Consider the following 24,614-nt stretch of genomic DNA (forward strand, 5'->3'; position numbering starts at 1 on the left):
TCTCAAATGTGAAGTTTGGCAAAAGAGAGGTAATAGGGTTAATTTCATTAGTGATTTTGGCCGTTGGGGAGTATTGCCTTCAGCTACAATATTGGTTTGTTGCATGTCTATTCACACTGATCGCACTTTGCGTGATTGGAGGGAGATATCTTTGGCTGAGTCAGTTACTGGGAAAATTCAAGGCCGTTCGAGTGGTTTCAATATATGTTTTGTCGATTTTAATGATTTTTCTATTCACTGGATTTATTGGATCTGCTTATGAAATTCCCTCAGATTCAATGTCCCCGACAGTAATTCAGGGAGATTATCTTTGGTGTAATAAATTAGCTTACGGAACAGTTGTCCGGGGTGACATCTTTCAGTCCTTTCTAAAATTGATCTTCCATCCTTCACGGATTTATTTTCGCAATCCGGAATTGAATTATTCCCGTGTATTTTGCACCTCACAAATTCGCAGAAGTGATATTGTGATTTTTAAAAGTCCTGAACGGAACGACGAGTCGATGGTTAAGCGGATTGTTGGACTTCCTGGGGAAACCGTAGAGATGCGCCGAGGGATGGTTTATATCAACAGTACCCTTGTCAAGCCAATATTGGGGGAGGCGGCTGATACTTGCGATTTGACCGCTATTCAAATTCCCTATAGGGGTATGACTATACACCTCAATAAAACCTCATTACAGAAATTTCGTCAGGTAATGGAGGTCTATGAGGGATTCCACATCAGCCTTTTACAAGATACAAGCAAGATCGCGTGTACCTATACATTCCGCCAAGACTACTATTTTGCCCTGGGTGACAATCGGCCGAATTCAAGGGATTCTAGATCTTGGGGATTTGTTCCTGAAGATTATATCATTGGAAGAGCGGAAGCCGTTCTTTTTTCCACTGCAAAACTAAATCGCGTTTTGCGGCTCATTCAATGATATTTGTCCTTATAAAATCGTTATTGGGATAATATTTTATGTCTAAACAATTGTCATTACTATATTAGTTGTAAATGTACATTGGATGCCTTTCCAATTCAGCCATATATTCCAAAATGCGACGGATGGGAGGTTGGTACGAAGGCTCAAAAATGGCGATTTTCAGGCTTATGGGATATTGATTCGGAAGTATCAATATTTTGTTAACTCGACCGCCTACAAGCTTACCTTAGATAAGGCTGCCGGTTACAACCTTGCAGTTGAATCTATGTTGGCGCTTTGGAACTTTCGGGCGGCAATTCCTAAAAGTAGTGGTATTAGACAAAAAGGGTTTCTTGAATTCCTGCGCGAACTTATTCGGTTTTATTTTTTACTAAATAGGCGTCATGGTGTTACTGACTAATTGGGACTATTACCTTTTGCTTTTCTTGATGAAACTTGGAAGGCATAGGCGCCTTCATCATGAGCAACGTCCTGAGAGATAGCCTTCCACTCCCTTATTCGATGAAGTCAATTTCTTATCGCGCCGATGGCTATTCGCCAGCGGTTAAATTCATTATTCGACCAAAATCTCCATCCGTTCAATTGAATAGTGTTTCTTCATTGCTATCTTCTGAAGCATACATCTGGAAAATCCCTCGATCCACATCATGATACCTTTAAAAGGTGCGTTATGGGTGAGTTTTTCGAGGAGATTCGGCAGAGCATAAATACGCAACTTGAATCAGTGGAGCGGACCGCCGGAAGTATGCTGGAACAGTCGAAGCTTGCAATTCCTGCCATCAGGCAACATATTGAGCGACTCCGGGAACACGTGCTTAGAGATGGGTTTGCCGATCCATCCGATGAAGTTACATTTTTTAGGAATGAACTTCCACATTTCTACAAGCATCTGATATTCTACCGACACGTGTATTTTATTGAGACGCGGCGGCCCGTGGTCAAAGAAGAGGAGGCGCTATTCCTGGAGCAGGAGCGTGCGGCCCTGCAATTACACTTCGAGAAATACCGGGAGTTCTATACCTATTTCCGCAGCGGGGAAACTTTCCTGGATGAGAAACTATTTGTTCGGGGCAATGAAGATTTGCTATTCACCATCGAGGAATACACGGATGTCATTGACAGCAGGTTTTGTACTTCGCACAGCTACCTGGTTGCCCGGATGCATGCCGACAACATGATCTTAGCGTATCTGAATGAACTGGAGACCGGTGACAAGTTGGTGCTGCACCAGAGTCACGAGCCCATTACCTGGACTGATCCGAAGGTCGGCCTTATCGAGTTGTGTTATGCGCTATATTCAAAAGGGGCTGTCAATAACGGGAAAGCCCATCTCAAGGATATTATCAAAGGTGTGGAGTACATCTTCAACATCACGCTGGGCAATTATACTGCTGTCATACAACAGAACATCCGCATCCGTAAGAAGACGAGGATGGCTTATTTGGCGGATCTGATAAAATTTACAGAAAGCCACATGGATGATCAAGATGAGCATCCGCAATATAAGTGATGAGTCCGTGCCGAATGGCGAAAATGATGTATAATTTATCGATAATAAAATTCTCAATTTTTCTTTATATTGGCGACTAAACGCCTTTTCAACTTTATTAAATCTGAGCTGCATCAATGAAACACTCATCTTACGACATTAGCCAATGGCTTCAAATCCTTGATGGCGAATGCAAAGAAGGTGCTATTGCCTATTGGAATGAGCAAGGCGCAAAGCGGCTGATGGTCGGAAATTTCAAGACCGCCTTTTCAGAAGCATTCAATTGGTCAAAGACTCCTGAAGGTACAAGTTGTTGGTCCTACATTGCAAGTAACCCTCAATATTTTGTACAAAAGAAATACCGAGCCTACATGATGTAATTCCCCGACTAGCTTTGGATGCCACTATTCTCCCTGGGTGAAAGTCGTTTTCACATCACCCATATTCCACAATGGATACAAAAGAAAAAGGTTTTCGGAAAACCTTGTGAGGTACTTAAGTTAGAATACAGACTATTAATATAGGATGCAAGTCCAGAATGGAGTTTCTTAGGAGAAAACTCACTCTTGATTTGGAAAAGAATTTTTATTAATTAATACAAAACATACAAAAACGCCCTTCTCGGCGCCCCACTTTTGCTATCACCAGCGGGCAATACCGCCCCGGTGAAAAGCTTAAGTATATGCTACATGATTTCTCATGGGTTCAGTATTTAGTAGGAGCGGGCGTCCTTATAACCCTCTATTACCTTGCTGTAGCCGCCCTTTTTTTTCGTGACGATCTGAAGCGCGTTTTTGTCCCCCACTCCCGGAACAGCTTAACACCCCCTGCCGCTGAGGAGCCGGTGTTCAACCCATTCAAATCGTTGGAGGCTTTTGTGAACCAAATAGAAGAAACGTTGGCGGCGGCCGGGCAGGGTGCAGGTAAACCGGCGCTGCTGGATGCTCTCAAACCGGTGATGGTTGGTTATGACGGGTTACAAGTCCGTGCATACCGCATTGCCATATTCAACAAGACCATAGAACTGGCAAAGAAACTTTGCGGGGTTGGGATCAGTGTCGCGGAACTGGAGGCTTTGGTATGATCCCGCCCCGCTTTTTATACAAGACATATTCCACTACTTGAGGAGGTAAGTTATGTGCAAGAGAAAGATAGTGTTAACAGCCGCCGCTTTCGTGAGTACAGCAGTGGTCTATGGTCAGGATGGCAACGCGGGTATCTCCCAGGCTACCAGCGCTGTAAAGGGATATTTTGCGACTGGCACCTCGCTGATGTACGCCATCGGAGCCGTGGTCGGGCTGATCGGCGCCATAAAAGTGTATAATAAATGGAGCGCGGGGGAGCCGGATACCGCAAAGGTGGCTTCCGCCTGGTTTGGGGCGTGTATTTTTCTCGTCGTGGTGGCAACCGTCTTAAAGGCATTCTTTGGCGTTTAAATGCGCGGACATGGGCAGGAAATTACCGGTAGTGGAGGTGGCGGGAATCTGTTTCTATATAGATGTGATGCGTGAAGAATTGCGCCAGGTGGATAATTCTAAGAATACCATCTCCTTTAATTTTTTCCGACAGGAAGGCGATGGCTATGTTTTTCTATACGATGTGGGCGCACGCCGGGCCCGGCAGCGCAACGAAGAATTTGATGGGGCCGTAGTATGCTGGGCGATGCTACCTGCGCTCATGGAATTGGATCCACAGGGCCTGGCCGATAAATATGATATTCCTATCGAAGAGCTATGCCCCGATAAGTCTTTTTATCCACCACAAAGGGTAACAGCCCGGCTGATACCATTTGAGACGGAAATATAGTGTTCATGCAAAAAGTGTGAAAACGTGAATAAGGAAGTATTGAAATATACCATCAACAAAGGCATAAACCGGTCCATCGAATTTCGTGGATTGAAGGGCCAGTACATTGGCTACCTGGCCGCAGGACTGGCGGGGCTGTTGGTTGTTTTTGCCATAGGTTATATAGCGGGGGTGCCTGTTTACCTGTGCCTGGCGGTTGTGATGCTGGCAGGATCGGGGTTGTTTACGTGGGTATACCGTTTCAGCCATAGGTACGGGGAACATGGACTGATGAAGGCCATGGCTTTCCGGCAGGTGCCCTCCGCTATTATCTGCCGCTCAAGGAGAGTGTTTTTCGGACTAAATAATAAAATCAAGGCATCGAAATGACTATAATCCTCATCATAGCGGGCATTTTGCTGGCAGCGGTGGTGCTGCAGGCCAAGGAGCCACCGGTGACCAGCCGTGATATAGAAAGAATGCTGCCCGTCTGGAAGTTGGAGCAAGACGTGATCTTGTCTCGCAACGGAGATATGACCATCGCCTTCGACGTTACCCTTCCCGAAATATTTACGCTTTCCAACAATGAGTACAACGCTTTGCATGCGACCTGGCTGAAAGCCATCCGGGTGCTCCCCGTGAACACCGTTTTACACAAACAGGACATTTTTATCAGGGCGGCCTATAAAGCGAAATTCACCGAAGACCAGGATTTTATGCAGAGGAGCAGCGAATTATTTTTTAATGAACGTCCCTATTTGGAGCATAGCTGTTACCTGATGATAACCCTGAAATCCCAGGACAGGAAGGCTGCCAGCTCTGCTTTTTCCAACCTGCTACGCAAAACCCTCGTCTCGCCTGAAGCGGTTAATGGCAAACTCGTCCAACAATTGCTGGACAGCGCGGGTCAGTTCCGGCGAATCCTTTCTGACGGCGGCCTGGTGGGATTGCGCCGCCTCACCACAGAAGAAATATCCGGCACCCCGGAAGCGCCCGGTCTGTTGGAACGCTACCTGTTTCTTCAGGGGGCTGAGGATAAACCGAAGATCAAAGACATTGTATTCAAACCGGAATGGAAAATAGGCGAAAACTTTTTGCAGCTTTATACCCTGGCCGATACTGAGGACCTGCCTGGCTCCTGCAGCCCGCATATCAACTACGAGCGCTACAGCACGGACAAAAGCAAGTTTAGCATCGGTTTTGCCTCCCCCGCGGGGCAGTTGCTGCCGGTGAACCATATCTACAACCAGTATATGGTTATAAGCGATACGCCAAAGACATTGAAGCGACTGGAAGCCAGGCGCAGACGTCTGCAGTCGCTGTCCGCCTACAGCCGGGAGAACGCCATCAGCAGGGATGCGGTATCCGATTTCCTGAACGAGGCCATCTCTCAGGGGCGGCAGCCCATCAAAGCACACTTCAGCCTGCTGTGCTGGACCGATAAAAGAGACGAATTAAAAGACCTGCGCAACCAAGCGGCCTCAGCACTGGCCGGTATGGAAGCTGTTCCACACCTGGAGGTAAGCGGCGCCCCGCAACTTTGGTGGGCCGGCCTTCCAGGCAACGAAGGCGACCTTCCCGAAAACGAATGCTTCGAAACCTTTGCCGAACAGGCTACCTGCTTGCTGAACATGGAGACGGCGTACCGCTCGTCCAACAGCCCCTTCGGTATCCGACTGGGGGATAGGCTTACCGGCGTTCCGCTCCACGTCGATATTTCTGACGAGCCGATGAAACGGGGTATCACGACTAACCGAAATAAGATCGTGGTGGGTGGATCGGGATCAGGCAAGAGCATGTTCATGTGCCACATGCTGCGTAGCTATGTGCAACAGGGTGCCCACTGCGTGGTGGTGGACGTGGGACGTTCCTATGATGGCCTGTGCGAGCTTGTTGGTGGCTATTATTTTGCTTATACCGAAGATAACCCTATCCGTTTCAACCCGTTTTATATTGCGCCTGGCGACGTGCTGGATACCGAGAAAAAAGAATCCATAAAAACCCTTCTGGTGGCTTTATGGAAGCAGGGTGACGAAAGTTTCCGGCGCAGTGAGTACGTGGCCATATCCAATGCCTTGCAATCCTACTATAGCTTCCTCGGCAAGTACCTCGAAATCTTCCCCTGCTTTAACACCTTTTATGAATTCCTACAGGAACATTTTGTCCGCGAACTTGAGGACGATAAGGTAAAGGACCGGGACTTCGATATTGCAAACTTTTTATACGTACTCCGCCCGTTTTACCACCAGGGAGAATTTGACTACCTGCTTAATGCTACTGAAAACCTGGATATTTTACAGCAGCCCTTCATCGTATTTGAGCTGGACAACATAGCAGGGCATGGGATCCTGTTCAGTGTCGTTACGCTGATCATAGCCGAGTTGTTTATCTCCAAAATGAGGAAGCTCAAAGGGATAAGGAAAGTAATTGTGATAGAGGAGGCCTGGAAGGCGATTGCCCGAGCCGGCATGGCCGATTTTATAAAGTACCTGTATAAAACCGTCCGCAAATACTTCGGGGAAGCGATCACGGTGACCCAGGAGGTGGACGATTTGGTTTCCAGCCCGGTGATCAAGGAAGCCATCATCAACAATGCCGATGTTAAAATTTTTCTTGACCTTAAAAAGTTCCAAAACAAATTTGAGCCTTTGCAGGCCACGATGGGCATGACCGAAAAGGGCCGCGACCTGGTATTGTCCATCAACCGCGCCAATGAACCCGGCAGAAATTACCGGGAGGTCTATATCGAGCTAGGCAACCAGGACATGAAAGTATACCGGTATGAGCCTTCGCGCTTTGAATACTATGCGTTTACCACGGAACAGCCCGAGAAGGTAAAAGTGAGGCAGTCCACCGAGAAGCACGGCGATATGCGCAAGGGCATTGCTGCGCTGGTGGAAGATGAAAAAAACGGAAAAATATGAAAGGGAAAATATTTTCGATTGCCCTGGTTTCATTGCTGAGCATTACGTCGCATGTAGAGGCACAAATCCCCATCGTAAGCCTGGTCACCGGGGCTATAAAAAAGGTCATACAGGCCATAGACTTGAAAGTGCAGCAAGCCCAAACAAAGGTCATCTGGTTGCAAAATGCCCAGCGTACGGTAGAGAATGCCATGTCACAGGCGGATCTGAAGGGTATCTCCGGCTGGACAGACAAGTACAAGCAGTTGTACAGTGATTACTTCCAGGAGCTATGGAAGGTGAAGAAGGTGATCTCAGACTTTATGGCGGTCAAAGACATCGTCCAGCGACAGATGGAGTTGGTAAATGAGTACGACCATGCTTGGGGGCTACTCAGGCAGGATACCCATTTTACACCTGCCGAACTGCGGGACATGTATACTGTCTATAACGGGATTCTCAACGAAAGCATGGAAAATATTGACCAGGTTAAAATGGTTGTTAATTCTTTCGCCACGCAAATGTCTGACGGCAAGCGCATGGAACTGGTCATGGATGCAGCCAACCGCATCGAGATAAACCTGGCAACACTTCGAAGTTTTAATGACCACAATGCGCGACTGAGCCTTTCCAGGGCTACCAGCACTCAGGATGCGGAACAACTAAAACAGGTGTATGGGTTATAGTGGGATGAAATGGACGCGGAGAACGTTGAGCCTTCTTTTCCTGGCGTGCTGGGCGGCTATGGTTCAGGGGCAAAGCGTGGCAGGCAGTTTTTTCACACAGAAGGAAACGCAGATTTCCGACTACCTGAAGCAAATCCTGGCCTATCAGGTCTATATCACCTATCTGAGAAAAGGCTATGACATCGTAAAAAATGGCACAGGCACCATATCTAAAATGAAAAACGGTGACCTGTCCCTACAGACCGCTTTTTACGATAGCCTGAAAATGGTTAATCCAAGCATCCGAAATTACGCGAAGGTAAATGCCATCGTTGCCACAGAACAGGAGCTCTCCGGGGAACGTTCAGGACTGTTTAGCCAGCTTTCTGCAAGCGGGCAGTTTACAGGCCCCGAGTTGGCATCCCTTAAAAACACCTTTGTGCAGTTTGCAACTGCTGGGACAACTGACCTGGAGGAATTGCGGCTACTGGTCACAGATGGTCAAATGCAGATGAATGACAATGAACGTATTGCTGGCATTGACCACTTATATGATAAGGTGATGAGAAGCTGTCTGGCGCAGCGGCGGATGGATAATAGCGTCCAGAGACTCATGACGGAGCGTCGATTGCAAGGCCGAGATGCTGGAGACCTAGGACAACTATTAGAAACGCCATAGTAATATATTGTAAGCGCAGTAGTGAGCAGGAAAGGAGGAACAAGTTATGCTGCAGATTATTTCCCTGGGAATGGGTGTGCAAAGCACCGCCCTCTACCTGATGTCAAGTCTGAAAGAGTTGCCGAGAGCGGACTATGCTATCTTCGCCGATACCGGCAAAGAAGGCTCTGGCACCTACCGGTACCTGTCATTTTTGCAGGAGTGGCGCGAACGGAACAATGGCATCCCACTGATTGTTCTGAAAGAAAAAAACCTGTTTGAGGACCTTCTATCTCGAAAAAACAGCCAGTTTGCCCCCATTCCGGCCTTCACCGAAAATGGAGACGGATCTGTGGGAATGCTGCGAAGGCAGTGCACTGGGGAATATAAGATCGCCGTCACAGACCGGTATGTACGTGATGTGATCTATGGGCTCCCACGCTATGCCCGCAGGCCTGCCACCCATGTATGGCATGGTATCACCCTGGATGAGATCGAGCGCATGGCCATACCCAGCGAAGCCTGGAAAATTAATACTTATCCCTTCATCGGCCATTGCGTGAACTATAAGGAACAGCAGCGTCTGCCGTGGGCAAAGCCCATGAATCGATCTGACGTGATCAACTGGTACCTACTCCACGGACTGGAGATACCGCCCAAGTCATCCTGCGTATTTTGCCCCTACCAATCTGACCATGCTTGGGCGGTGTGCAAGCGAGAGCAGCCGGAGGATTTTGCGGCGGCTGTCCGCGTGGATGAGGCCATCCGCCATAACAGCCAGCGCGGGATTCAACAGCCGGTATACCTGCACCGTTCTTGCCGGCCCCTGGCCAACGCCATCTTCGATGATGCCAAAGAAGAGCCCTGGGGCGAATGCTCCGGCTGTTGTCATGTGTAGCAAAAGACGAAAGTGAATGTGCCGCCCCGCTACCGGCGGGGCGGCACACAAAAATGTGGGAGATGAAAATAATACTTACGGCTATACTCATCATCTGCTGCGCCTCGCAGCTACAACTTGCTTCCGCCCAGGCGGCGGAGATTGAACAGTTGGCCCTCGATATTGAAAAGCTGGCGCAGTTAAAAGGCATTCTGTCGGATATGAAAGCAGGGTACGCCATTATCCACGGCGGCTATTCGACTATCAAAGGCCTGTCCGAGGGTAATTTCAACCTGCATGCTGGTTATCTGAACGGGCTACTTGCAGTTAACCCCTCACTCCAAAAGTACCAGCGCGTGGCAGACATTATCGAAAATCAATCTCTCATTTTATCCGAATACAAGACAGCTTTCCAACAGTTCAAAAACGGTGGACGGTTTAGCTTATCGGAGATTGACTACATGGGTAAAGTCTATGGCAACCTACTAAATGAGAGCCTGGAGAATATCAACGAACTAGCCACAGTTCTTGCCGCCGGAAAGTTGCGCATGTCAGATGACGATCGGCTAATGATCATCGACCACTTGGATACCGATACAAAAGACAAGCTGTTTTTCTTGCGCTCCTTTAATAGCCGCGCAGCAGCCCTCGATAACCAACGATCAATGGATTTACAAGCCAATCAGAATTTAAAGATACTACAGGGACTTCCCTGAATCAACAAAATCAAAAACGTGAAGTATGTATATGGCGAGAAAGATAATCATACTGGTAATGTTGGCGCTGCTTCTACCAGGGCTGTCGCGGGCACAGGGATTCAGCGATGGTATAAGCGGTTTTAACCAGGTATTGCAAAACTTGTTCGATCAAATGATGCCGCTATGCAGCCGGATGATAGGCGTGGGCAGGGCTATTGGTGGATTTGGGGCGCTTTGGTTCATTGCTCTTCGGGTGTGGAAACACATTGCCCGGGCTGAGCCAGTAGATTTTTACCCCTTGCTGCGCCCTTTCGCAATCGGTATGGCTATCAGCTTCTATCCCGCTGTCATTTCCTTGATGAATTCTGTTCTTCAACCTACTGTAACAGCTACGGCTGCGATGTCCGGGGACAGCCAGGCAGCCATCCGGTGGCATATCCAGCAACAGGAAAATGCGATCAAGCAAACCCCGCAGCCGGCAACTGCCGCTCCTGATGCCAGCGGGGACTGGGATAAATATGAACAGCCGGATAATACATCCGATAGTAAAGGCTTTTTCAATGGTCTTAAAAGCGCTTTTAGCTTTTTCAATTTCAAGGCGATGTTCCAAAATTTTATTCGACTGATAATTCAGCTGCTTTATGAAGCCGCGGCCCTGTGCATCAATACTATACGAACGTTTTATTTGATAGTGTTGGCGCTCCTGGGTCCTCTGGTGTTCGGCTTGTCTATATTCGACGGTTTCCAGCAAACACTTGCTACCTGGTTTGCCCGATATATCCATGTCTTTATGTGGTTGCCCGTCACAAACATTTTTGCTGCCATTTGCTCTAAAATCCTGGAAAACATGATAACGATGGACCAGAATTTTTACTCATCGGTTACTTACATCATTTTCATGGTTATCTCCATTGTAGGGTATTTCACCGTGCCTAGCGTCGCAGGTTACATCATCCACCCCGGAGGTGGTAACGATACCCTTTTACACAAAGTATCCAGCATGAGCAAACAAGCTGCAACGACTGCTGCAACCGCATTGATATAAAAACTTGTCCCGAAGATGTTTAAGCAACTCAGAAATATTGAATCCGCTTTTCGCCATGTAAAGCTTTTTACGATAGTGCTCATTGCCGCCTGCATGGTGACGTGTTGTTTTACCGTCTGCCAAAGCTATCTTATGGTAAAGCAAGCGGAACAGCGCATTTACCTGTTGGCAAATGGTAAGGCGCTGGCAGCGCTTTCATCCGATAGCAGAGAGAATATCCCCGTTGAGGCCCGTGACCAAATAAAGATGTTCCACTTCTATTTTTTCACCCTGGAGCCAGACGACAAGTTTATCGAAACCAACATTCGACAGGCGCTATATCTGGCCGATGCTTCGGCGGATAAGCAGTATAATGATCTCAAGGAAAGTGGCTATTATTCTGAACTCATTTCTGGCAATGTGAGTGAGCAGCTAGCGATGGACAGCATCGAGCTCAACCTGCAAACTTATCCCTATTACTTCCGCTACTATGGAACGGAGAAGTTGGTACGGCCAACGGCTACCGTTACCCGGGACCTGGTTACGGAAGGCTACCTTAGAATCATTGGGCGGTCGGATAACAACCCCCATGGATTTCTTGTAGAACGGTGGCATATCATCGAAAACCGGGACATCAATCTTGAAAAACGTTGATCTATGGTAAAACAAGCAAAGCGGGGAGTATTTCCGACTAAAGAAGCGATTGCGGGTGTGATTGCCGGCAGGATCGTAGTTGCTCAACGATACATCGCAAACCGGCTTGGTAAATGGGAAAGCAAGTGCTCGGTAGTGCAAAAGAAGCTCGTACTCCTGTTGTTCTGCCTGGTATTTGGGAGTTATTGCAGCTACTTGCTGGTAGACGCCCTCTGGCGACCCCAGAAAGTCACGCAACCTCTCCGGGACATAGTCCGGGCGAGGCCACAGGAACCTCCATTGCAGTTTGGAGATACCAATTATTTATTCGTTCAAAAAAACAGATAGAGCATGAATACGTATTCGGAGAAAGAAAAAAGGCAAAGAAAAGGCCTGCTGCTATTGCCGCTGGTGGGATTTGCCTTTGCTACCCTGGTATTTTGGGCACTTGGCGGGGGAGTGGGGAAGGCTGGTGCGGGTAACGCGCTCCAGCAGGGTTTCAACACTAGTGTCCCAGCGGCAAAGTTACCCAACACCTTTATGGACAAGCTAAGCCTGTATAATAAGGCCGCCCAAGATTCCCTTGCATTGAATGAACAGCTAACAGGGGGACTTTTTGCCAAGGCCGATAGCCTTACTGATACTGTAGGGAGGAAAAGTGACTTTGTTCCCAGCCGGGCCGGGAATCTACCATCGTTTACAGGAGAACACAGTTACAGCGATCGGAACGAAGAAAAAGTCCGCGAAAAGTTGGCACAACTGGAAAAGTCACTTGATCAACCGCTTCCGCAACAGGCGGAAGTATCCCCCGCGATGTCAGACCAGGCTACGTTAGAAAAGATAATGCAACAGGAAAATAAAGCCGTCACACCCGATACGCAGATGCAGCAGCTGAGCGGTATGCTGGAAAAAATCCTGGACATAGAGCATCCGGAACGTGTACAGGAGCGGATACAGGAACTGTCTTTTAGAAATAGGGGACGGGTATATTCCTTGGGGACTATCCCCCAGGACGAGAAAGCTGTCCTCCTGGGCGACATGCCGGATACAGGGAACGGTTCTTCCCGGCCAGTGTCACTTCGAGGACCCCAAGAGAACGGGTTTTACGACCTGGATCAGGCGGTTGCCGATACAGGACTGCCTTTGGCAATACCGGCCGTCGTGGAAGAGACCCAGACCGTTACCAGTGGCATGAACCTGAAGCTCAGGATCACACAGGATGTCTATATCAGTGGTATGCTGGTACCCCGAAACACCTTTGTAACCGGCGTTTGTGCGGTCGATGGGGAGCGGCTCAAAGTCAGTATCCCCGGTGTTAGATACAGGGATGCCCTGTTCCCGGTCGCCTTATCCGTTTATGACCTTGATGCCCTTGAAGGTATCCGGGTACCTGGCGCCATCACACGTGATGCTTCAAAAGAAGGCGCCGACCAGGTGGTGCAAAGCCTGCAACTGATGAACATGGACCCTTCTTTGGGTACCCAGGCGGCCAGTGCCGGTATCGAGGCCGCAAAGGGACTATTCAGTAAAAAAGTAAAGTTGGTGCGTGTGACCGTAAAAGCGGGGTACCCTGTACTACTGGTGGATGACAAGTCGAGACGCGAAACAAATTGATTCATATAACCATAAAAACTAATGTAGAATGAACCGTATACTGTTTTTGGCGGCCATAACCGCTATGTTGATGACTCGCCAGGTACAGGCGCAAGTATTTAACTTCAGCCCCGATGCCTTGAGCCCGGCGTACAGCTTGGATATCAGCTGGCATATAACTACCCTGCTCGTCTTCCCCTGCGCTATTCAAAGCGCTGACCGCGGCGACCGATACATCCTGGCCGAAAAGGTCAAAGGCGTTGAGAATGTATTGAAGGTAAAGGCCGGCGAAAAGGGCTTTCAGCCTTCCAATCTTCATGTCATAACACGGGACGGGAAAGTTTACACCTTCGACGTGCATTATATGGATACTCCGGCCTACCAGACCGTAGACTTGCGCCGCCAGGATCCTTTCGCCCCGGTAGAGTTTGATGGGGTTAGCCTGAACAGCAAGGAACTAGCGGATTTTTCAGCCCTTGTATCCGGAAGCGAGCCCTTCCTAAAAGGCGTTCACAGTAACCGAAACGGTCTTACGTTCACGATGGATGGCATCTTCATACGCCACGACGTAATTTTCCTCAGGTATTTGCTCAAGAACAATACGGCCATTGGATATGAAGAGGGGGCGCTGCGGTTTTTTATCCGCGACAAAAAGCGGATGAAACGCACCGCTGAGGAAGACCGAGAAGTATTGCCCCTATATCTGCTTCGCAGCGGCAGTCCCGAGAATGATAACGGGGAGATTATCGTCGTCGCATTTCCCAAATTCACCATTGCCGAAAATAAGGATTTTGTCACCGAGCTGATGGAGGCGGGTGGCGATCGGAATGCGGCTTGTAAACTGGATGAGGGCAAGTTGCTTAAGGCAAAAGCCCTGCTTAGGTAGCTAATTAATTTGAAAAAATGGAAAACGTGCAAGAAACGAAAACGCTTTTTAAGGAGATGGGTGACTGGAACAGGCAGGAGAGTATGTTCCGGGAACTGTTTTCAGAGGAGTCGCTGAAAGACCGGGATTTCATGAGAATGAAGCTTGAAAACTATGACAAACTCTATCACAAGTATAACGGGAAGCCGCTAACTACCGATGAAAAGGCGCTCATGCGGATGCTGCGGTTCCAACGCCGCAAGATGGAGAAAATACTGTACCCGGGGCTGCTGAGAAGAATGCTTCACAGGGGTACTGCCCTAGTGAAGGGCCTATTGGCTCGACGCCGGGAAAACCTAGCCATCCGGAGGAGTAACTTATTGCAATACGCCCATAACGCTACGCCCCTGACGCAGTCCCCTGGACAGGGGCGGGATCAGACGCAATCGCAAACCCAATCGACATTATCTCAACGGGGAACATCCCTGCGGCAATACCCGGTTTCCCGCTTTCAGCCTTCACTAAGGAGAAAAACCAAAATCAGGAGGAAAGGTCAGGGTTTATAGGGATCGCCTGATTGATGATGCTTTCTAGGGTTTACTTAACAGACTTGGTTTATTGTATAATAATAAAATAGCGATTTATGAATGTAGAGAATGTAGAAGCGCTGAAAGAGTCGCTCAAAAAGAAAGGGTTTGGGGAAAGTCTCAATCAAGCCCTTGAAGAAAACATAAGCGCCGGGGAGCCGGATTTTACCCTTGAACATATTGTCGAAGTAAAAAGCGATGAGGTGGGCTACCGCCTGCATTTCCGGAATGATGAGGGGCGAGACAAGACCTATTTCAATTCATTTGATACCGCCATCCTTAAGAGCCCCGACCTCCGGGGCATCAGGGAACACAATTTCGCTGCAGACAAGATGATCACGGCAATGGAGGCATACCGGATGGTGAAATATGGAGAACTGGTCGCCGTTAACAAAGATCTGTACAACAAGGAGGGCCAGAAGTACAATGTCTGGTTAAGCATTGACGTAAACGGACCCAAGGATGAATATAACAACTACCCCGTCAACAGCTACCATGAAAACTATTATAAAAAGCATCCTTTCATCCTTGCGGATGTATTGAGCAATATGCCTGTGCCCGTAAAAGAGCTGGAAACACCAGGCCAACGGGCTGATATTGAAAAGGCACTGAAAAAGGCCAACCTGCCCGCCGTTACAATGTTCATTGGAGGCAAGGAGGTGAATGGGTTTCTCTCGGTTGATCCCAAACTTGGACGCATTAACCTGTTGGACAGTAAAATGCAGATCATCGATCTGCAAGAACAACAGCGCGCCCAAGTCGTTACTAAGAACACCGAACAAGTTCAAGGAGAAGACGTAAAAAAAAAGACCTGGCCGGACCGGAAGCAAGGGAAAGTGAACTGGCCGGCTAGGCCCAAAGGCATGAAACCGTAAAAGCGATGGTATGACACAAGAGAAAATAGAAAAATACCGGCTGGCTGCCGAGGATGGCAGCTTACCGGATGGAGAGAACCCTCTTTTTCTCTTCAGCACTACCAGCACGAACTTACTGGCTAAGTTGCTGGCCAAGGAGTTTAATGTGCTGGACCTGGTACGTATGGAACTGGCAAATCGCGGAGTAAATGAGAAAGGCCAATGGATCGGCTTCAAGACAGCACAGAAAAAAAGAAGGTCACAGGGTAAAACTAAGGGGATATGACGAACGAAAAGGTGGATCACCTGGTGGAACAATTGGAGGAAGTCGGCTTTATCTGGCCAGGGATGTATGACAACCTGCAAAAGAGCATCAATGAAGGAAATTATGTAATTCGTCTAAATGATCGAAGGCGCTATGGGGACGATGAAATGTTTTATGGGTTGACAATAATCAAGGACCCTAAAACCCACGACTTCAGCCCTTATGAATATGTCGCAATCCTTCTAAGAACACATCCGGTGCCGCACGGAACCTACGAGGGTTTGGAAACAGCCTTGTTGGAGCAGCGAATGAAAGATATAAATTGGAATGATTATGAAAGGATAACTCATCTGGCAGGTGGAAAAAATACGATTTCCATCCTGGAGGATATACGTAAGCTCACAACGAGCAGCGATCCGGGGGCACAAGATATTGCCAAACGGCTACAGTTGCGTTACTGGCTGAACACTCCCATCGAGCAACGATATCCCATTCCCCACTATTACGATGAATATGCTGCTAGGCAACTGTTCACCCTAAGCAATTCCTTCTCTGATATTCACACCAGGGATGCTTATAACCTTATGTGCAACAGGTCTGTCATGAAGTTTGAATTGACCGGGAATCGCATTATCCCGTACTGGGTAGTCTTGGAAAATGGAAAACTGATCAATTACCCGGATTTCTTTTTAGATTTTAAGTCGCTGCCTATTAAAGAGTTACAAAATGACTCTACTGGCCCCTCAGTAATCCACGGACTGATTCGGGGGGAACGCATGGTAGTACACCTTGTTGGGATTGAAGCCGATACTGCATATATCGAAGCCGACCCCCGCAATCAGACCTTTGCTATCTATGATAAAAATCTTGTCAGATTGGACGAAGCATTTCCCGGTTTGGAACAATTGAAGGCGAGACCGGCAAACGCCCTGCCTGATAGAAGAAAGATACAACCAAGGAAAGGGAATGGACACCACCAGTAAAATTTAGAATAAGATTAGAATAAGAAAGGATTTGTACTATGGACGAGCAGAAGATGAAAACGCCCTTGACTTTTTACGGGGGTAAGCAGACATTGGCGTCGCTGATCATATCCCTGATACCGGATCACATATTGTATGGCGAACCATTTACCGGAGGCGGTGCCGCTTTTTTTCACAAGCCACCTTCAAAATCAGAAGTACTCAACGACGTGAATGGCGAGTTGATGAATTTTTACAAAGTATGCCGGGATAAATTTCGCCCCCTTCAAAAGCTCGTGCAGCAAACCCTGCATAGCCGGAATGCATTCCGGCAGGCAGAAGTCGTTTACCATAATCCGGATTTATTCGATGATGTTCGCCGGGCTTGGGCCGTTTGGACAATTTGTGCGATGAGTTTTTCCTCTAAACTGAACAGTCCTTACGGATTCGATAAGACTAACAATACTACTTCCAAGAAAGTTGCTAGCAAAAGGAGTGGCTTTATAAAGGCCTATGCCGAAAGGTTAGAACGGGTACAAATAGAACATGCGGATGCCCTATATATCATCCGAAGCAGAGACCACGAAGGTGCGTTCTTTTATTGTGATCCGCCATATGTGGGCTCGGACTGCGGGCATTATAAAGGATACACGGAGGCTGATTTCGAGGCCCTGCTGCGGCTTTTATCGGCCATTAAAGGCAAGTTCCTGCTATCCTCATATCCTTCAAATCTACTGGAACGGTACATTAAAAAGTTCAAATGGTCATCGATTAGCCGTGAACTATTTGTCACGGTAAACCTAAAGGGTGGTAACCCTAAACGTAAAACCGAACTGCTTACAGCAAATTATCCTTTGGAAATTTAAAATTAGTTCTATGGAAGGAGATAACTATTATGTACACAACCAAGAGACAGGCAAGTTAAACGTCTACACTACCAAGGCTTTTTACGACGGCCTGGCAGATGATCAAAAAAAGATATTCAGTCGCTTCTGTCTGTGGAGCAGGGTGCAAGGTTGTTGGATTTCCAAGGGCAAGGCTGAGGGCTGTTATTATCTAAGGGAGCAAATTAAGGCGCTTGGATTTGTAAATAAGGGAGAAGTTGGAGAGCGTATCACATTCGACGAGCAGGTGGCACGTACGCAGGAAAGGGCTGAATATCGGGCTGAACGGGCCGAACATCGGGCGGATAAGGCAGAGCAGAAATCCGATCAACTATATAACACTGCACAGAAGATGGCATCGGTGATACCATTTGGTCAGCCAATTTTAGTGGGGCATCACAGCGAACAACGTGATCGAAACTATCGTAACCGGATACATAACACATTCGGAAAAGCCTTTGAGGAATTGGATAAGGGAAAGCATTACCGTGAGAAGGCCGCGACGGCAAAAGAGACAGCCGAGGGAAAAAAATATTCCAACCCTGAATACCTGACCAACCGCATTAAAGAATGCCAGAAACATCTCCGAATTCTTGACAGAAGACTTAATGGAAAATTATACCCCAACAGCCCGGAGCAAGAAATTAGTGAACAGGCAAGACAATTTTATAATAATCGCATAGCTGAGGAAAACGAAAAGCTGGAATTTTTTAAGGGGAAAATGAAAGCAATCAATCCTGCCTGGTGTGAACCATCTGTGTCAACAAGAAAGATAAAAGGAAAGAAGAACACTTTATGAAACTAAGGCCCAAGAATTTATTGGTCGGACAAACGGTGATCGTGGATCCTGATTTAACTACAGATCCGTTTGAGCGGCGTGGGCAAATCGGTAGGGTGATAGAATACGATGTACAGTTCCCGTCAGTCACAGTATTATTTGATGATGGGAAAAACGGGCATTATTTGACCGATACGATTTATGCCATGCAGCCCAGGAAAAATATACTGCAAGGGTTGATCAATAATTATTCCGCGCTTACAGACGGCGAACGCAAGATAATCCTAAACGTGATCAAATTGGTCGAAGAAAGGGCCATTCAGCCGGCTATTTATGCCTCATTGACCAATGATACTATAAAGAGGCATTGCCTTTGCCATTGTGCGGATTTACTTGATCTGAAATTGGAGGAGAAGCGGAAAAGAAGAAACGTTAAGAAAATATAGAAGTTGGTTTATAGCTCACTGAGTAATGGTTTTTTGGGACTAGGAGGGCGGTATGGAGATAGAATTGGTGACAACGGCTGATTTGGAGGAGTTCAGGGTTACACTTCTCAAAGACCTGGAGGCTATTATTAAGGCTAGTAGGGCGAAAAAGTGGCTAAGAACGAATGAAGTCCTGGAGGTGCTTGGTATCTCGGAGGTTACACTGCGCACATTGCGAAACAAAGGTGTCATTCCCTTCCGAAAAATTGGGAATGTCTGTTACTATAGCATTGAAGAAGTAAATGAGGCAATAGGAAAGTCGAAGTGATGGCTTGTCCATAGCCTTTTTATCCTGAAACATTTGTTGTGGAATATCCTAAATGTTTAGGTTATGGAGGTGGCACCGATAATCTATATATACACGACGATTAAGAAGTCTGGGAAGACATTCAAAGAGGGAGAGCATGAAGTCCGTATACGGTTGTCTCAGTTTAAGGAGCGGCAATTTATTCCTTTGGGATATAGTTCGAGTGTTGAGAACTGGGACGAAGAACTCGGTTTGCCCAAACCTTCGCATCCACATTACAAAGAGCTTTCAAAAAAAATCAATAAATATCTCGAAGATATAGGCTTCGAAATCAAATTGGCTGAAAAGGCTAGGCGCTATATTCCTTGTGTTGAAGTCAAACGGAAAGTATTGCATCAAGACCAAGAGCAGCCTTTACAACAGAATCAACTGAAAATACTGGAATTTTTTGACAAGGTTATTGCCGACTTGGAAGAGGCTGGCAATCCTGGTTATGCCGATATATTTGACGCCACAAGATCAACTGTAAGCAAACTCCTGAATGATGGGCAATTTATACCGGCCGAGGAAAGAGAGCGGGAAAAGGATAGGTCATTTTTGAACTTTACACCGCTTGATCATCAAAAATATGAAAAGCAAATCTCAGACGGGACTACGGAATCAACAATTAGCTTATACCTGAGAACTTACTACCGTATTTGGAATTTGGCAATAGAGGAAAAGTACTGTGCCAGGGCAGAGCATCATCCATCGAAATTTATAAAATTTCGTGCCTATAAACGGATAAGGACAAAGAAACGATCCATTAACCAGGAGTTTCTTATGGAGATAATGAACCTAAAATTTGACTCCAATAGTCGAATGTTTAGGTCGCAGCAGCTTTTGAAGTTTATATACTATGGGAGGGGAATCAATTTTGGCGATATGTGTAAATTGATGGATACTGATGTCGCCAATGGGACGATTCACTATATTAGATCGAAGAACCATAGGGAATATGATTACCAACTCCATCCCAAAGCACTTGAGGTCGTAGACTTTTTTAAAGATTATCCCCTACAGAGCGACGCTGGCTATATTTTTCCATTCCTAATGTCGATACACGATACTCCAAGAAAAATTGACCAACGAATTGAGTCGGCATTGCAGGATTTCAATGAGGATTTGAAGGAAATGGCGCAGGCCGTGGGTTGGAAGCGAAAATTTACAAGCTATTCGTTGAGGCATGGTTTTGCGACTCATTTGCGGAACAATTCTGTTGATATGTTCATTATTAAGGAGGCCCTTGGACATGAAACGGAGGAGCAAACTGAAGTTTATTTGGATGAACTCGATGATAAGCCTGTTGCCGATGCAATTACCTGGGCCCTTGAGCCGGATTCAAAGAAAAAGAAACGAAAGGGGAAAAAGATATAGCGTAGAGGATAATACTTCACTATGACAGAATAACCGTGTATATCCTTGGATTTATACAGAACCTTGCTAATGATCCCTCGTAGATAGCCAGCTTTCCAGTTAGGTTTGACTCGTTTATATCGAAAAGACGATAAAGACGATAAGCATCGGGGCGATCTTCGCTCTTTATTAATTCGGGTTGTGTAATGAAGAAGGGTGTAGTGAAAGGGCCGGTGGTGGACTTTACCTCAATAAAAACCCTGGAACGGTTTTCATTGTAGGATTCAATATCATATCCGGCACCGTAACCCTCAATCAAGGATGTTTGAATTGGTAATAGATTTTCAATTTGCCAACTACGAAGTCGTTGAAGTTCGAATTTCATTATCATTTGTTCGCCGATAGCGCCTATTCGCTTTGCCTCACACTCATTGTGTAGATGATTTATGTGTCTACCAATAAGAGTAGGTGTGTATGGTAGGGGATTTAGCGTCAGGTCTATTAATTCAATCGTAGGATCCCCCGCGTGGGGATCAACCTGAATATTTAAACGCTGCGCGGCATACACTATATCCTGAGTTAGTACTGTTAGTGTAGTATCCGTATAGTAACCGTTAGGTAGTCGATGTTGGTGTAGTTGGATTAATTCGTTGTCTCGGATTGCCTCCTCTCGAACAAATTCGCAGAGTCTTTGGAAGTGGGCGGGGTTTTCATTTCGTCCTTTTACGGGCCGATACCCGTAGCCGGATTTTTCGACAAACGTCTTAAACATTCCAAATTTGTAAAGAAAGTATCTTTCGGGAAAACGGAGGCAAAGGTAAACCATGATTGCCCTGTGGTCCTGATAGCTGTTTACCGTTTGGGTATTTATAGCTTGTATTCCAGCATGAAATTCTTTAATCCGATTAGTCATGTCAACATCCTCATTAAAGAGATTCCTGAAGAGTTCCCTAACTGGTTCAGGACGGAGCTGCGCCAATTTGTTGATCATTAGTCTTGGCCAATAATTAGCGGATGCGAGCAGGTTTTGTGTTTGGGATAATGATAGTTCAAGCATGTGAGAGAAATTATCAGCATCTATGTCCCAATTTTCCTGGAAGAATTGGATTGCCTTCCATTTGTATATTTCTTCGCCGTGAATTCGATTGAACGCATTTTTGTACGCTAATATAAGGGCTTGAGTGAAAAACGGATTCATAACTTATGGTTGGGGTTGCGCTGTAAATATGTCAATCTAAACCTGGCTTACTACGCTCACTCTATTGATTGTTTTTTTGCTTGCTTCTCGATGCGGAAATGATTGGAAATTAGAGCCAATTGCGGGAAAAAAAACGTGGAAAACACCTTTTTTGCAATTGTGAGGCAATTTTGTTATGTCGCTGATTTTATTAATGTTCGGTTATTTTTGCTGGAACAGTTTGTCTCTTGATTACCCAAATGGGCAGAAATGGGCAGGAAAGGCAACCAGACAAGCGATTTGGAGTTTAAAAAAGCGGACAATTCGGCATTGTTAATTTGGCTTTCTGTTGTCAATATGTCTTATTTTATTATTGGCAAAAACGTTGTGGCGAATTATGAAACGATTGCTTATGAAAGATTATTATGCCATTCTTGGTGTGTTACCATCAGAGACAGAAGAGGGTATTAGAAGAGCGTATCATACTCTTGCGAAAAAATATCATCCCGACCGGAGCCCAGTCGATATCAATGGAGAGGAACAATTAAAATTAATTAATGAAGCATATGCCATCTTGAGAAATCCGGGGACAAGAGTGCAATATGACAGAAAGTACAAGCTTTTTATTACTTGGCAAAAACAAAGGCAACATTACGAAGCGAGGACGGTGTACTCATTGGTTTTCGACTTGGAAATTTTGAACGATCTTGTAAACGACTACGTTAAGAAATTTCACACAGCCATAGTAAATGACCCAGGTATTATTGATTGGTTGCGTCCATTAGGTAATTGCTATTTAATTGTGGTTGATAAAAAGGTCGCCGCCTCCGACATTTTCAAATTCGTGTCTCTAAATATGCCGGGTAAGCACCATTTGATTCTTGAGGTGAATATCAATAGTCACGGAGGCTGGTTGCCCAAGCATGCGTGGGATTGGATAAGTAAGTACAAATTGCCGGAGAATGTATCGTTTGCTGTTTAGTGGGCAAAGTTAGTATTTTAGATATTTTGTGACATTGGGTTGCTTTTGTTGCTATTGTCAGAAGATGATTAAGATATATTTAAAATGGCGGCGATTGAATATTGTGTGAAAAAGGGAAGGGATCCAAGGGGAATCTTGGGCGGACCTGTCAAGATGGTATGAAAATCGGATAGGTAGTTTAATTGATGTCAGTAGATATAGCTTGCATGCAAAAACTAATTAAGGACAAGAATGTCATTGTGGCTGCCTTTCCTTGATTAGACTGTAAAAAGAAATCTGGAAACGTAGACTGATCTTTTGGAAATTTATGTAATAGATAAAAATTAGTGACATGGCAGAACCTTCGCAACTGCAAATTGAAACAGTTATAAATGTTCTTAGGCTCTCAATTGAAAGCCTTATTGCCAATGATGTTGATATATTCGACATTGATTTGATTGACCCGCCGCGGATCTCGATGGGAGCTAGAATTTTGAACCGTGAATTACATGAGACATCAATTAATCATCGACTTGCATACTACTTAGAACAAAATATTAGAAATACGGAATTGCCTGAGTATAGCGTGGATATTGAATATAATAGATTTTATGGTAATCCTAAAGTCGTTCGAACAGTTGACGGACTTTTGCAAATTCGACCCGATATTATTATCCATTCCCGGGTCAATGATCGTATTGACCCGCAGCACTTTTTAGTTATTGAGGCAAAGAAAGGTGAGATAACGAGCCATGACGTAAATAAGATTTTGGGCTTGATGACGGATCCACATTATTTTTATCTATTTGGATTTACAATTTCTTATTGTAGTAATCGTAAATTTATAATAGGCAACCTATATTATTTTGATGGGCAGGTGATCATTTCCAGGTCCATAGATGTAAAAAGATAAATATTTTGTGTCATGGATGATTTCGAAAGCATTGATATTTATAAAGTACAGAATGAGTGGAAAGGGAACTTTTAGAATTTTTGCCAAGGAGGATGGCGTTACTTATAAGGTGTCCGCAATACATCTTCTAAATGATGGGAGTTTTAAGGTTGATGTGCCCTATTGTCCTTATGAAAAGGGTGCGATAGTAAAATTTCCTGTGAGATATGCAGATGTGGAAGAAATACATAGTGACAGCTTTATCAAAGCCGCAATTTCTTCAGCGAGACCGCAGTTAAGTATTCATGCGTCTGGTTTTGTTCAATTTTCGGGTAAAGGCATCATTTCGGGTATTGATAGTATTACCGGGGAAATTAAAGGGTTAGGACTACAATCAAAACCGCTTAATAGGCCTGTATGGAGTGGTCCAACTTTTTCCATTAGTTGCTGGGGCTTGAAAATTGGATTTAAAATAGCCAAAGATATTGATGAAAAGGGCATCTTTTATGATAAAGAAATGTTTAAAAATGGGCTTCCTTTAGAGGCAATACAATGCCTAAATACATTGACGATTGAGGGGTGGGTGCTGCCCTTTTCAGATTTAAATCCAGAATCAAAGATATTTTCATCTGATGCAGGTGAGATGATTCTTGCATCAATGCCGCTTGGCAAAAATATTGTGGTTAGACCAATGAGAGTAATTCGGTTGAAGAGTATACCTTGCATTATCGGACTATTGCCTTCTTATCGGTTTACTGATTTTGGGAGTAGGTATGAATTTGGATTCATCTTGAGCTCTCCAGGAGAGAAATCATCTGCCAACGATGGAACATGGTATGTAATGCATGCCATATGCCCAGATTTTGGCAACGGCCAGTATCCAAGTTTAAATTATGTGCCTGAAATGAAGATCCAAGGAGGCCGGATCTAAGAAGATTAAGTAATGGTTCGGTGAAGTGTTTTTATTTCTCTACTTTATTGCTCTATATCTGGGTTACTGAACTTGCA

At 45.8% G+C, this 24,614-nt stretch carries 30 protein-coding genes; 29 read left to right on the forward strand and 1 reads right to left on the reverse strand.

Annotated features, from left to right (window positions below; translation table 11 throughout):
- Positions 1–8: 8 nt before the first annotated feature.
- The 26 genes from lepB to EDB95_RS07640 all read left to right on the forward strand — a co-directional run bounded on the left by lepB (position 9) and on the right by EDB95_RS07640 (position 20,597).
- Positions 9–926: a signal peptidase I gene (lepB, locus tag EDB95_RS07515; RefSeq protein WP_133992219.1), complete on the forward strand. Its 918-nt coding sequence runs from the start codon at positions 9–11 to the stop codon at positions 924–926.
- 85 nt (positions 927–1,011) lie between these two features.
- Positions 1,012–1,329, forward strand: coding sequence for an RNA polymerase sigma factor (locus EDB95_RS07520; protein WP_133992221.1), 318 nt, complete (start codon positions 1,012–1,014; stop codon positions 1,327–1,329).
- A gap of 270 nt (positions 1,330–1,599) precedes the next feature.
- Positions 1,600–2,439, forward strand: coding sequence for an RteC domain-containing protein (locus EDB95_RS07525; RefSeq protein ID WP_133992223.1), 840 nt, complete (start codon positions 1,600–1,602; stop codon positions 2,437–2,439).
- 116 nt (positions 2,440–2,555) lie between these two features.
- A complete protein-coding gene (locus EDB95_RS07530; protein ID WP_133992225.1) occupies positions 2,556–2,798 on the forward strand; it encodes a hypothetical protein in 243 nt (80 codons plus the stop codon).
- 302 nt (positions 2,799–3,100) lie between these two features.
- Positions 3,101–3,502 (forward strand): hypothetical protein, encoded by a 402-nt coding sequence (locus EDB95_RS07535; protein WP_133992227.1) that lies wholly within the window; start codon positions 3,101–3,103, stop codon positions 3,500–3,502.
- Positions 3,503–3,554: 52 nt separating this feature from the next.
- The gene (locus tag EDB95_RS07540; RefSeq protein ID WP_133992229.1) at positions 3,555–3,854 is read left to right on the forward strand and encodes a DUF4134 domain-containing protein; all 300 of its coding nucleotides are present in this window, start codon (positions 3,555–3,557) and stop codon (positions 3,852–3,854) included.
- A 10-nt stretch (positions 3,855–3,864) separates the two neighbouring features.
- The gene (locus EDB95_RS07545; protein WP_133992231.1) at positions 3,865–4,224 is read left to right on the forward strand and encodes a hypothetical protein; all 360 of its coding nucleotides are present in this window, start codon (positions 3,865–3,867) and stop codon (positions 4,222–4,224) included.
- A gap of 24 nt (positions 4,225–4,248) precedes the next feature.
- On the forward strand, positions 4,249–4,593 hold the full coding sequence (locus EDB95_RS07550) for a DUF4133 domain-containing protein (RefSeq protein WP_133992233.1): 345 nt from the start codon (positions 4,249–4,251) through the stop codon (positions 4,591–4,593).
- Positions 4,590–7,127 carry a TraG family conjugative transposon ATPase gene (locus tag EDB95_RS07555; RefSeq protein WP_133992235.1) on the forward strand — a complete coding sequence of 846 codons (2,538 nt, stop codon included), beginning with the start codon at positions 4,590–4,592 and terminating at the stop codon, positions 7,125–7,127. Before EDB95_RS07550 ends, EDB95_RS07555 begins: the two co-directional genes overlap by 4 nt.
- Positions 7,124–7,792, forward strand: coding sequence for a conjugal transfer protein TraI (locus tag EDB95_RS07560; RefSeq protein ID WP_133992237.1), 669 nt, complete (start codon positions 7,124–7,126; stop codon positions 7,790–7,792). Before EDB95_RS07555 ends, EDB95_RS07560 begins: the two co-directional genes overlap by 4 nt.
- Positions 7,782–8,450 (forward strand): hypothetical protein, encoded by a 669-nt coding sequence (locus tag EDB95_RS07565; RefSeq protein WP_133992239.1) that lies wholly within the window; start codon positions 7,782–7,784, stop codon positions 8,448–8,450. Before EDB95_RS07560 ends, EDB95_RS07565 begins: the two co-directional genes overlap by 11 nt.
- Positions 8,451–8,496: 46 nt before the next feature.
- Positions 8,497–9,327: a hypothetical protein gene (locus tag EDB95_RS07570; RefSeq protein WP_133992241.1), complete on the forward strand. Its 831-nt coding sequence runs from the start codon at positions 8,497–8,499 to the stop codon at positions 9,325–9,327.
- Positions 9,328–9,389: 62 nt separating this feature from the next.
- Complete coding sequence (locus tag EDB95_RS07575; RefSeq protein WP_133992243.1) at positions 9,390–10,022, forward strand: TerB family tellurite resistance protein; 633 nt, start codon at positions 9,390–9,392, stop codon at positions 10,020–10,022.
- A gap of 58 nt (positions 10,023–10,080) precedes the next feature.
- Complete coding sequence (gene traJ / locus EDB95_RS07580) at positions 10,081–11,049, forward strand: conjugative transposon protein TraJ (protein WP_211352059.1); 969 nt, start codon at positions 10,081–10,083, stop codon at positions 11,047–11,049.
- Between the two features lie 15 nt (positions 11,050–11,064).
- Positions 11,065–11,682 (forward strand): conjugative transposon protein TraK, encoded by a 618-nt coding sequence (traK, locus tag EDB95_RS07585; protein WP_133992247.1) that lies wholly within the window; start codon positions 11,065–11,067, stop codon positions 11,680–11,682.
- Between the two features lie 330 nt (positions 11,683–12,012).
- Positions 12,013–13,275, forward strand: coding sequence for a conjugative transposon protein TraM (gene traM, locus EDB95_RS07590; RefSeq protein WP_133992249.1), 1,263 nt, complete (start codon positions 12,013–12,015; stop codon positions 13,273–13,275).
- 28 nt (positions 13,276–13,303) lie between these two features.
- A complete protein-coding gene (traN, locus tag EDB95_RS07595) occupies positions 13,304–14,140 on the forward strand; it encodes a conjugative transposon protein TraN (RefSeq protein WP_133992251.1) in 837 nt (278 codons plus the stop codon).
- 17 nt (positions 14,141–14,157) lie between these two features.
- Entirely contained in the window at positions 14,158–14,685 is a 528-nt protein-coding gene (locus tag EDB95_RS07600) for a hypothetical protein (RefSeq protein WP_133992253.1), read from the forward strand.
- Between the two features lie 77 nt (positions 14,686–14,762).
- The gene (locus EDB95_RS07605) at positions 14,763–15,581 is read left to right on the forward strand and encodes a hypothetical protein (protein ID WP_133992255.1); all 819 of its coding nucleotides are present in this window, start codon (positions 14,763–14,765) and stop codon (positions 15,579–15,581) included.
- 10 nt (positions 15,582–15,591) lie between these two features.
- Positions 15,592–15,846: a hypothetical protein gene (locus EDB95_RS07610; RefSeq protein ID WP_133992257.1), complete on the forward strand. Its 255-nt coding sequence runs from the start codon at positions 15,592–15,594 to the stop codon at positions 15,844–15,846.
- Positions 15,843–16,808 (forward strand): hypothetical protein, encoded by a 966-nt coding sequence (locus EDB95_RS07615; protein WP_133992259.1) that lies wholly within the window; start codon positions 15,843–15,845, stop codon positions 16,806–16,808. The genes EDB95_RS07610 and EDB95_RS07615 overlap by 4 nt, the downstream gene beginning before the upstream one ends.
- A 38-nt stretch (positions 16,809–16,846) precedes the next feature.
- Positions 16,847–17,653 carry a DNA adenine methylase gene (locus EDB95_RS07620; protein WP_133992261.1) on the forward strand — a complete coding sequence of 269 codons (807 nt, stop codon included), beginning with the start codon at positions 16,847–16,849 and terminating at the stop codon, positions 17,651–17,653.
- Positions 17,654–17,663: 10 nt separating this feature from the next.
- The gene (locus EDB95_RS07625; RefSeq protein ID WP_133992263.1) at positions 17,664–18,470 is read left to right on the forward strand and encodes a DUF3560 domain-containing protein; all 807 of its coding nucleotides are present in this window, start codon (positions 17,664–17,666) and stop codon (positions 18,468–18,470) included.
- Positions 18,467–18,895 carry a hypothetical protein gene (locus EDB95_RS07630; protein WP_133992265.1) on the forward strand — a complete coding sequence of 143 codons (429 nt, stop codon included), beginning with the start codon at positions 18,467–18,469 and terminating at the stop codon, positions 18,893–18,895. Before EDB95_RS07625 ends, EDB95_RS07630 begins: the two co-directional genes overlap by 4 nt.
- A gap of 52 nt (positions 18,896–18,947) precedes the next feature.
- Positions 18,948–19,202: a helix-turn-helix domain-containing protein gene (locus EDB95_RS27995; protein WP_133992267.1), complete on the forward strand. Its 255-nt coding sequence runs from the start codon at positions 18,948–18,950 to the stop codon at positions 19,200–19,202.
- Between the two features lie 63 nt (positions 19,203–19,265).
- Positions 19,266–20,597: a tyrosine-type recombinase/integrase gene (locus EDB95_RS07640; protein ID WP_133992269.1), complete on the forward strand. Its 1,332-nt coding sequence runs from the start codon at positions 19,266–19,268 to the stop codon at positions 20,595–20,597.
- 19 nt (positions 20,598–20,616) lie between these two features.
- Here EDB95_RS07640 and EDB95_RS07645 read toward each other — a convergent pair whose 3' ends face one another.
- Entirely contained in the window at positions 20,617–21,774 is a 1,158-nt protein-coding gene (locus tag EDB95_RS07645; RefSeq protein WP_133992271.1) for a DUF3883 domain-containing protein, read from the reverse strand.
- A 376-nt stretch (positions 21,775–22,150) separates the two neighbouring features.
- Here EDB95_RS07645 and EDB95_RS27860 point away from each other — a divergent pair, with 376 nt between their 5' ends.
- The 3 genes from EDB95_RS27860 (at position 22,151) to EDB95_RS07660 (ending at position 24,537) form a co-directional block, all read left to right on the forward strand.
- Complete coding sequence (locus EDB95_RS27860) at positions 22,151–22,735, forward strand: J domain-containing protein (RefSeq protein ID WP_317128973.1); 585 nt, start codon at positions 22,151–22,153, stop codon at positions 22,733–22,735.
- A 331-nt stretch (positions 22,736–23,066) separates the two neighbouring features.
- Positions 23,067–23,627 carry a hypothetical protein gene (locus EDB95_RS07655; RefSeq protein ID WP_133992273.1) on the forward strand — a complete coding sequence of 187 codons (561 nt, stop codon included), beginning with the start codon at positions 23,067–23,069 and terminating at the stop codon, positions 23,625–23,627.
- A gap of 16 nt (positions 23,628–23,643) precedes the next feature.
- Positions 23,644–24,537: a hypothetical protein gene (locus tag EDB95_RS07660; RefSeq protein WP_133992275.1), complete on the forward strand. Its 894-nt coding sequence runs from the start codon at positions 23,644–23,646 to the stop codon at positions 24,535–24,537.
- Positions 24,538–24,614: the final 77 nt, after the last annotated feature.

It is taken from the genome of Dinghuibacter silviterrae, assembly GCF_004366355.1.
Lineage (GTDB): Bacteria > Bacteroidota > Bacteroidia > Chitinophagales > Chitinophagaceae > Dinghuibacter > Dinghuibacter silviterrae.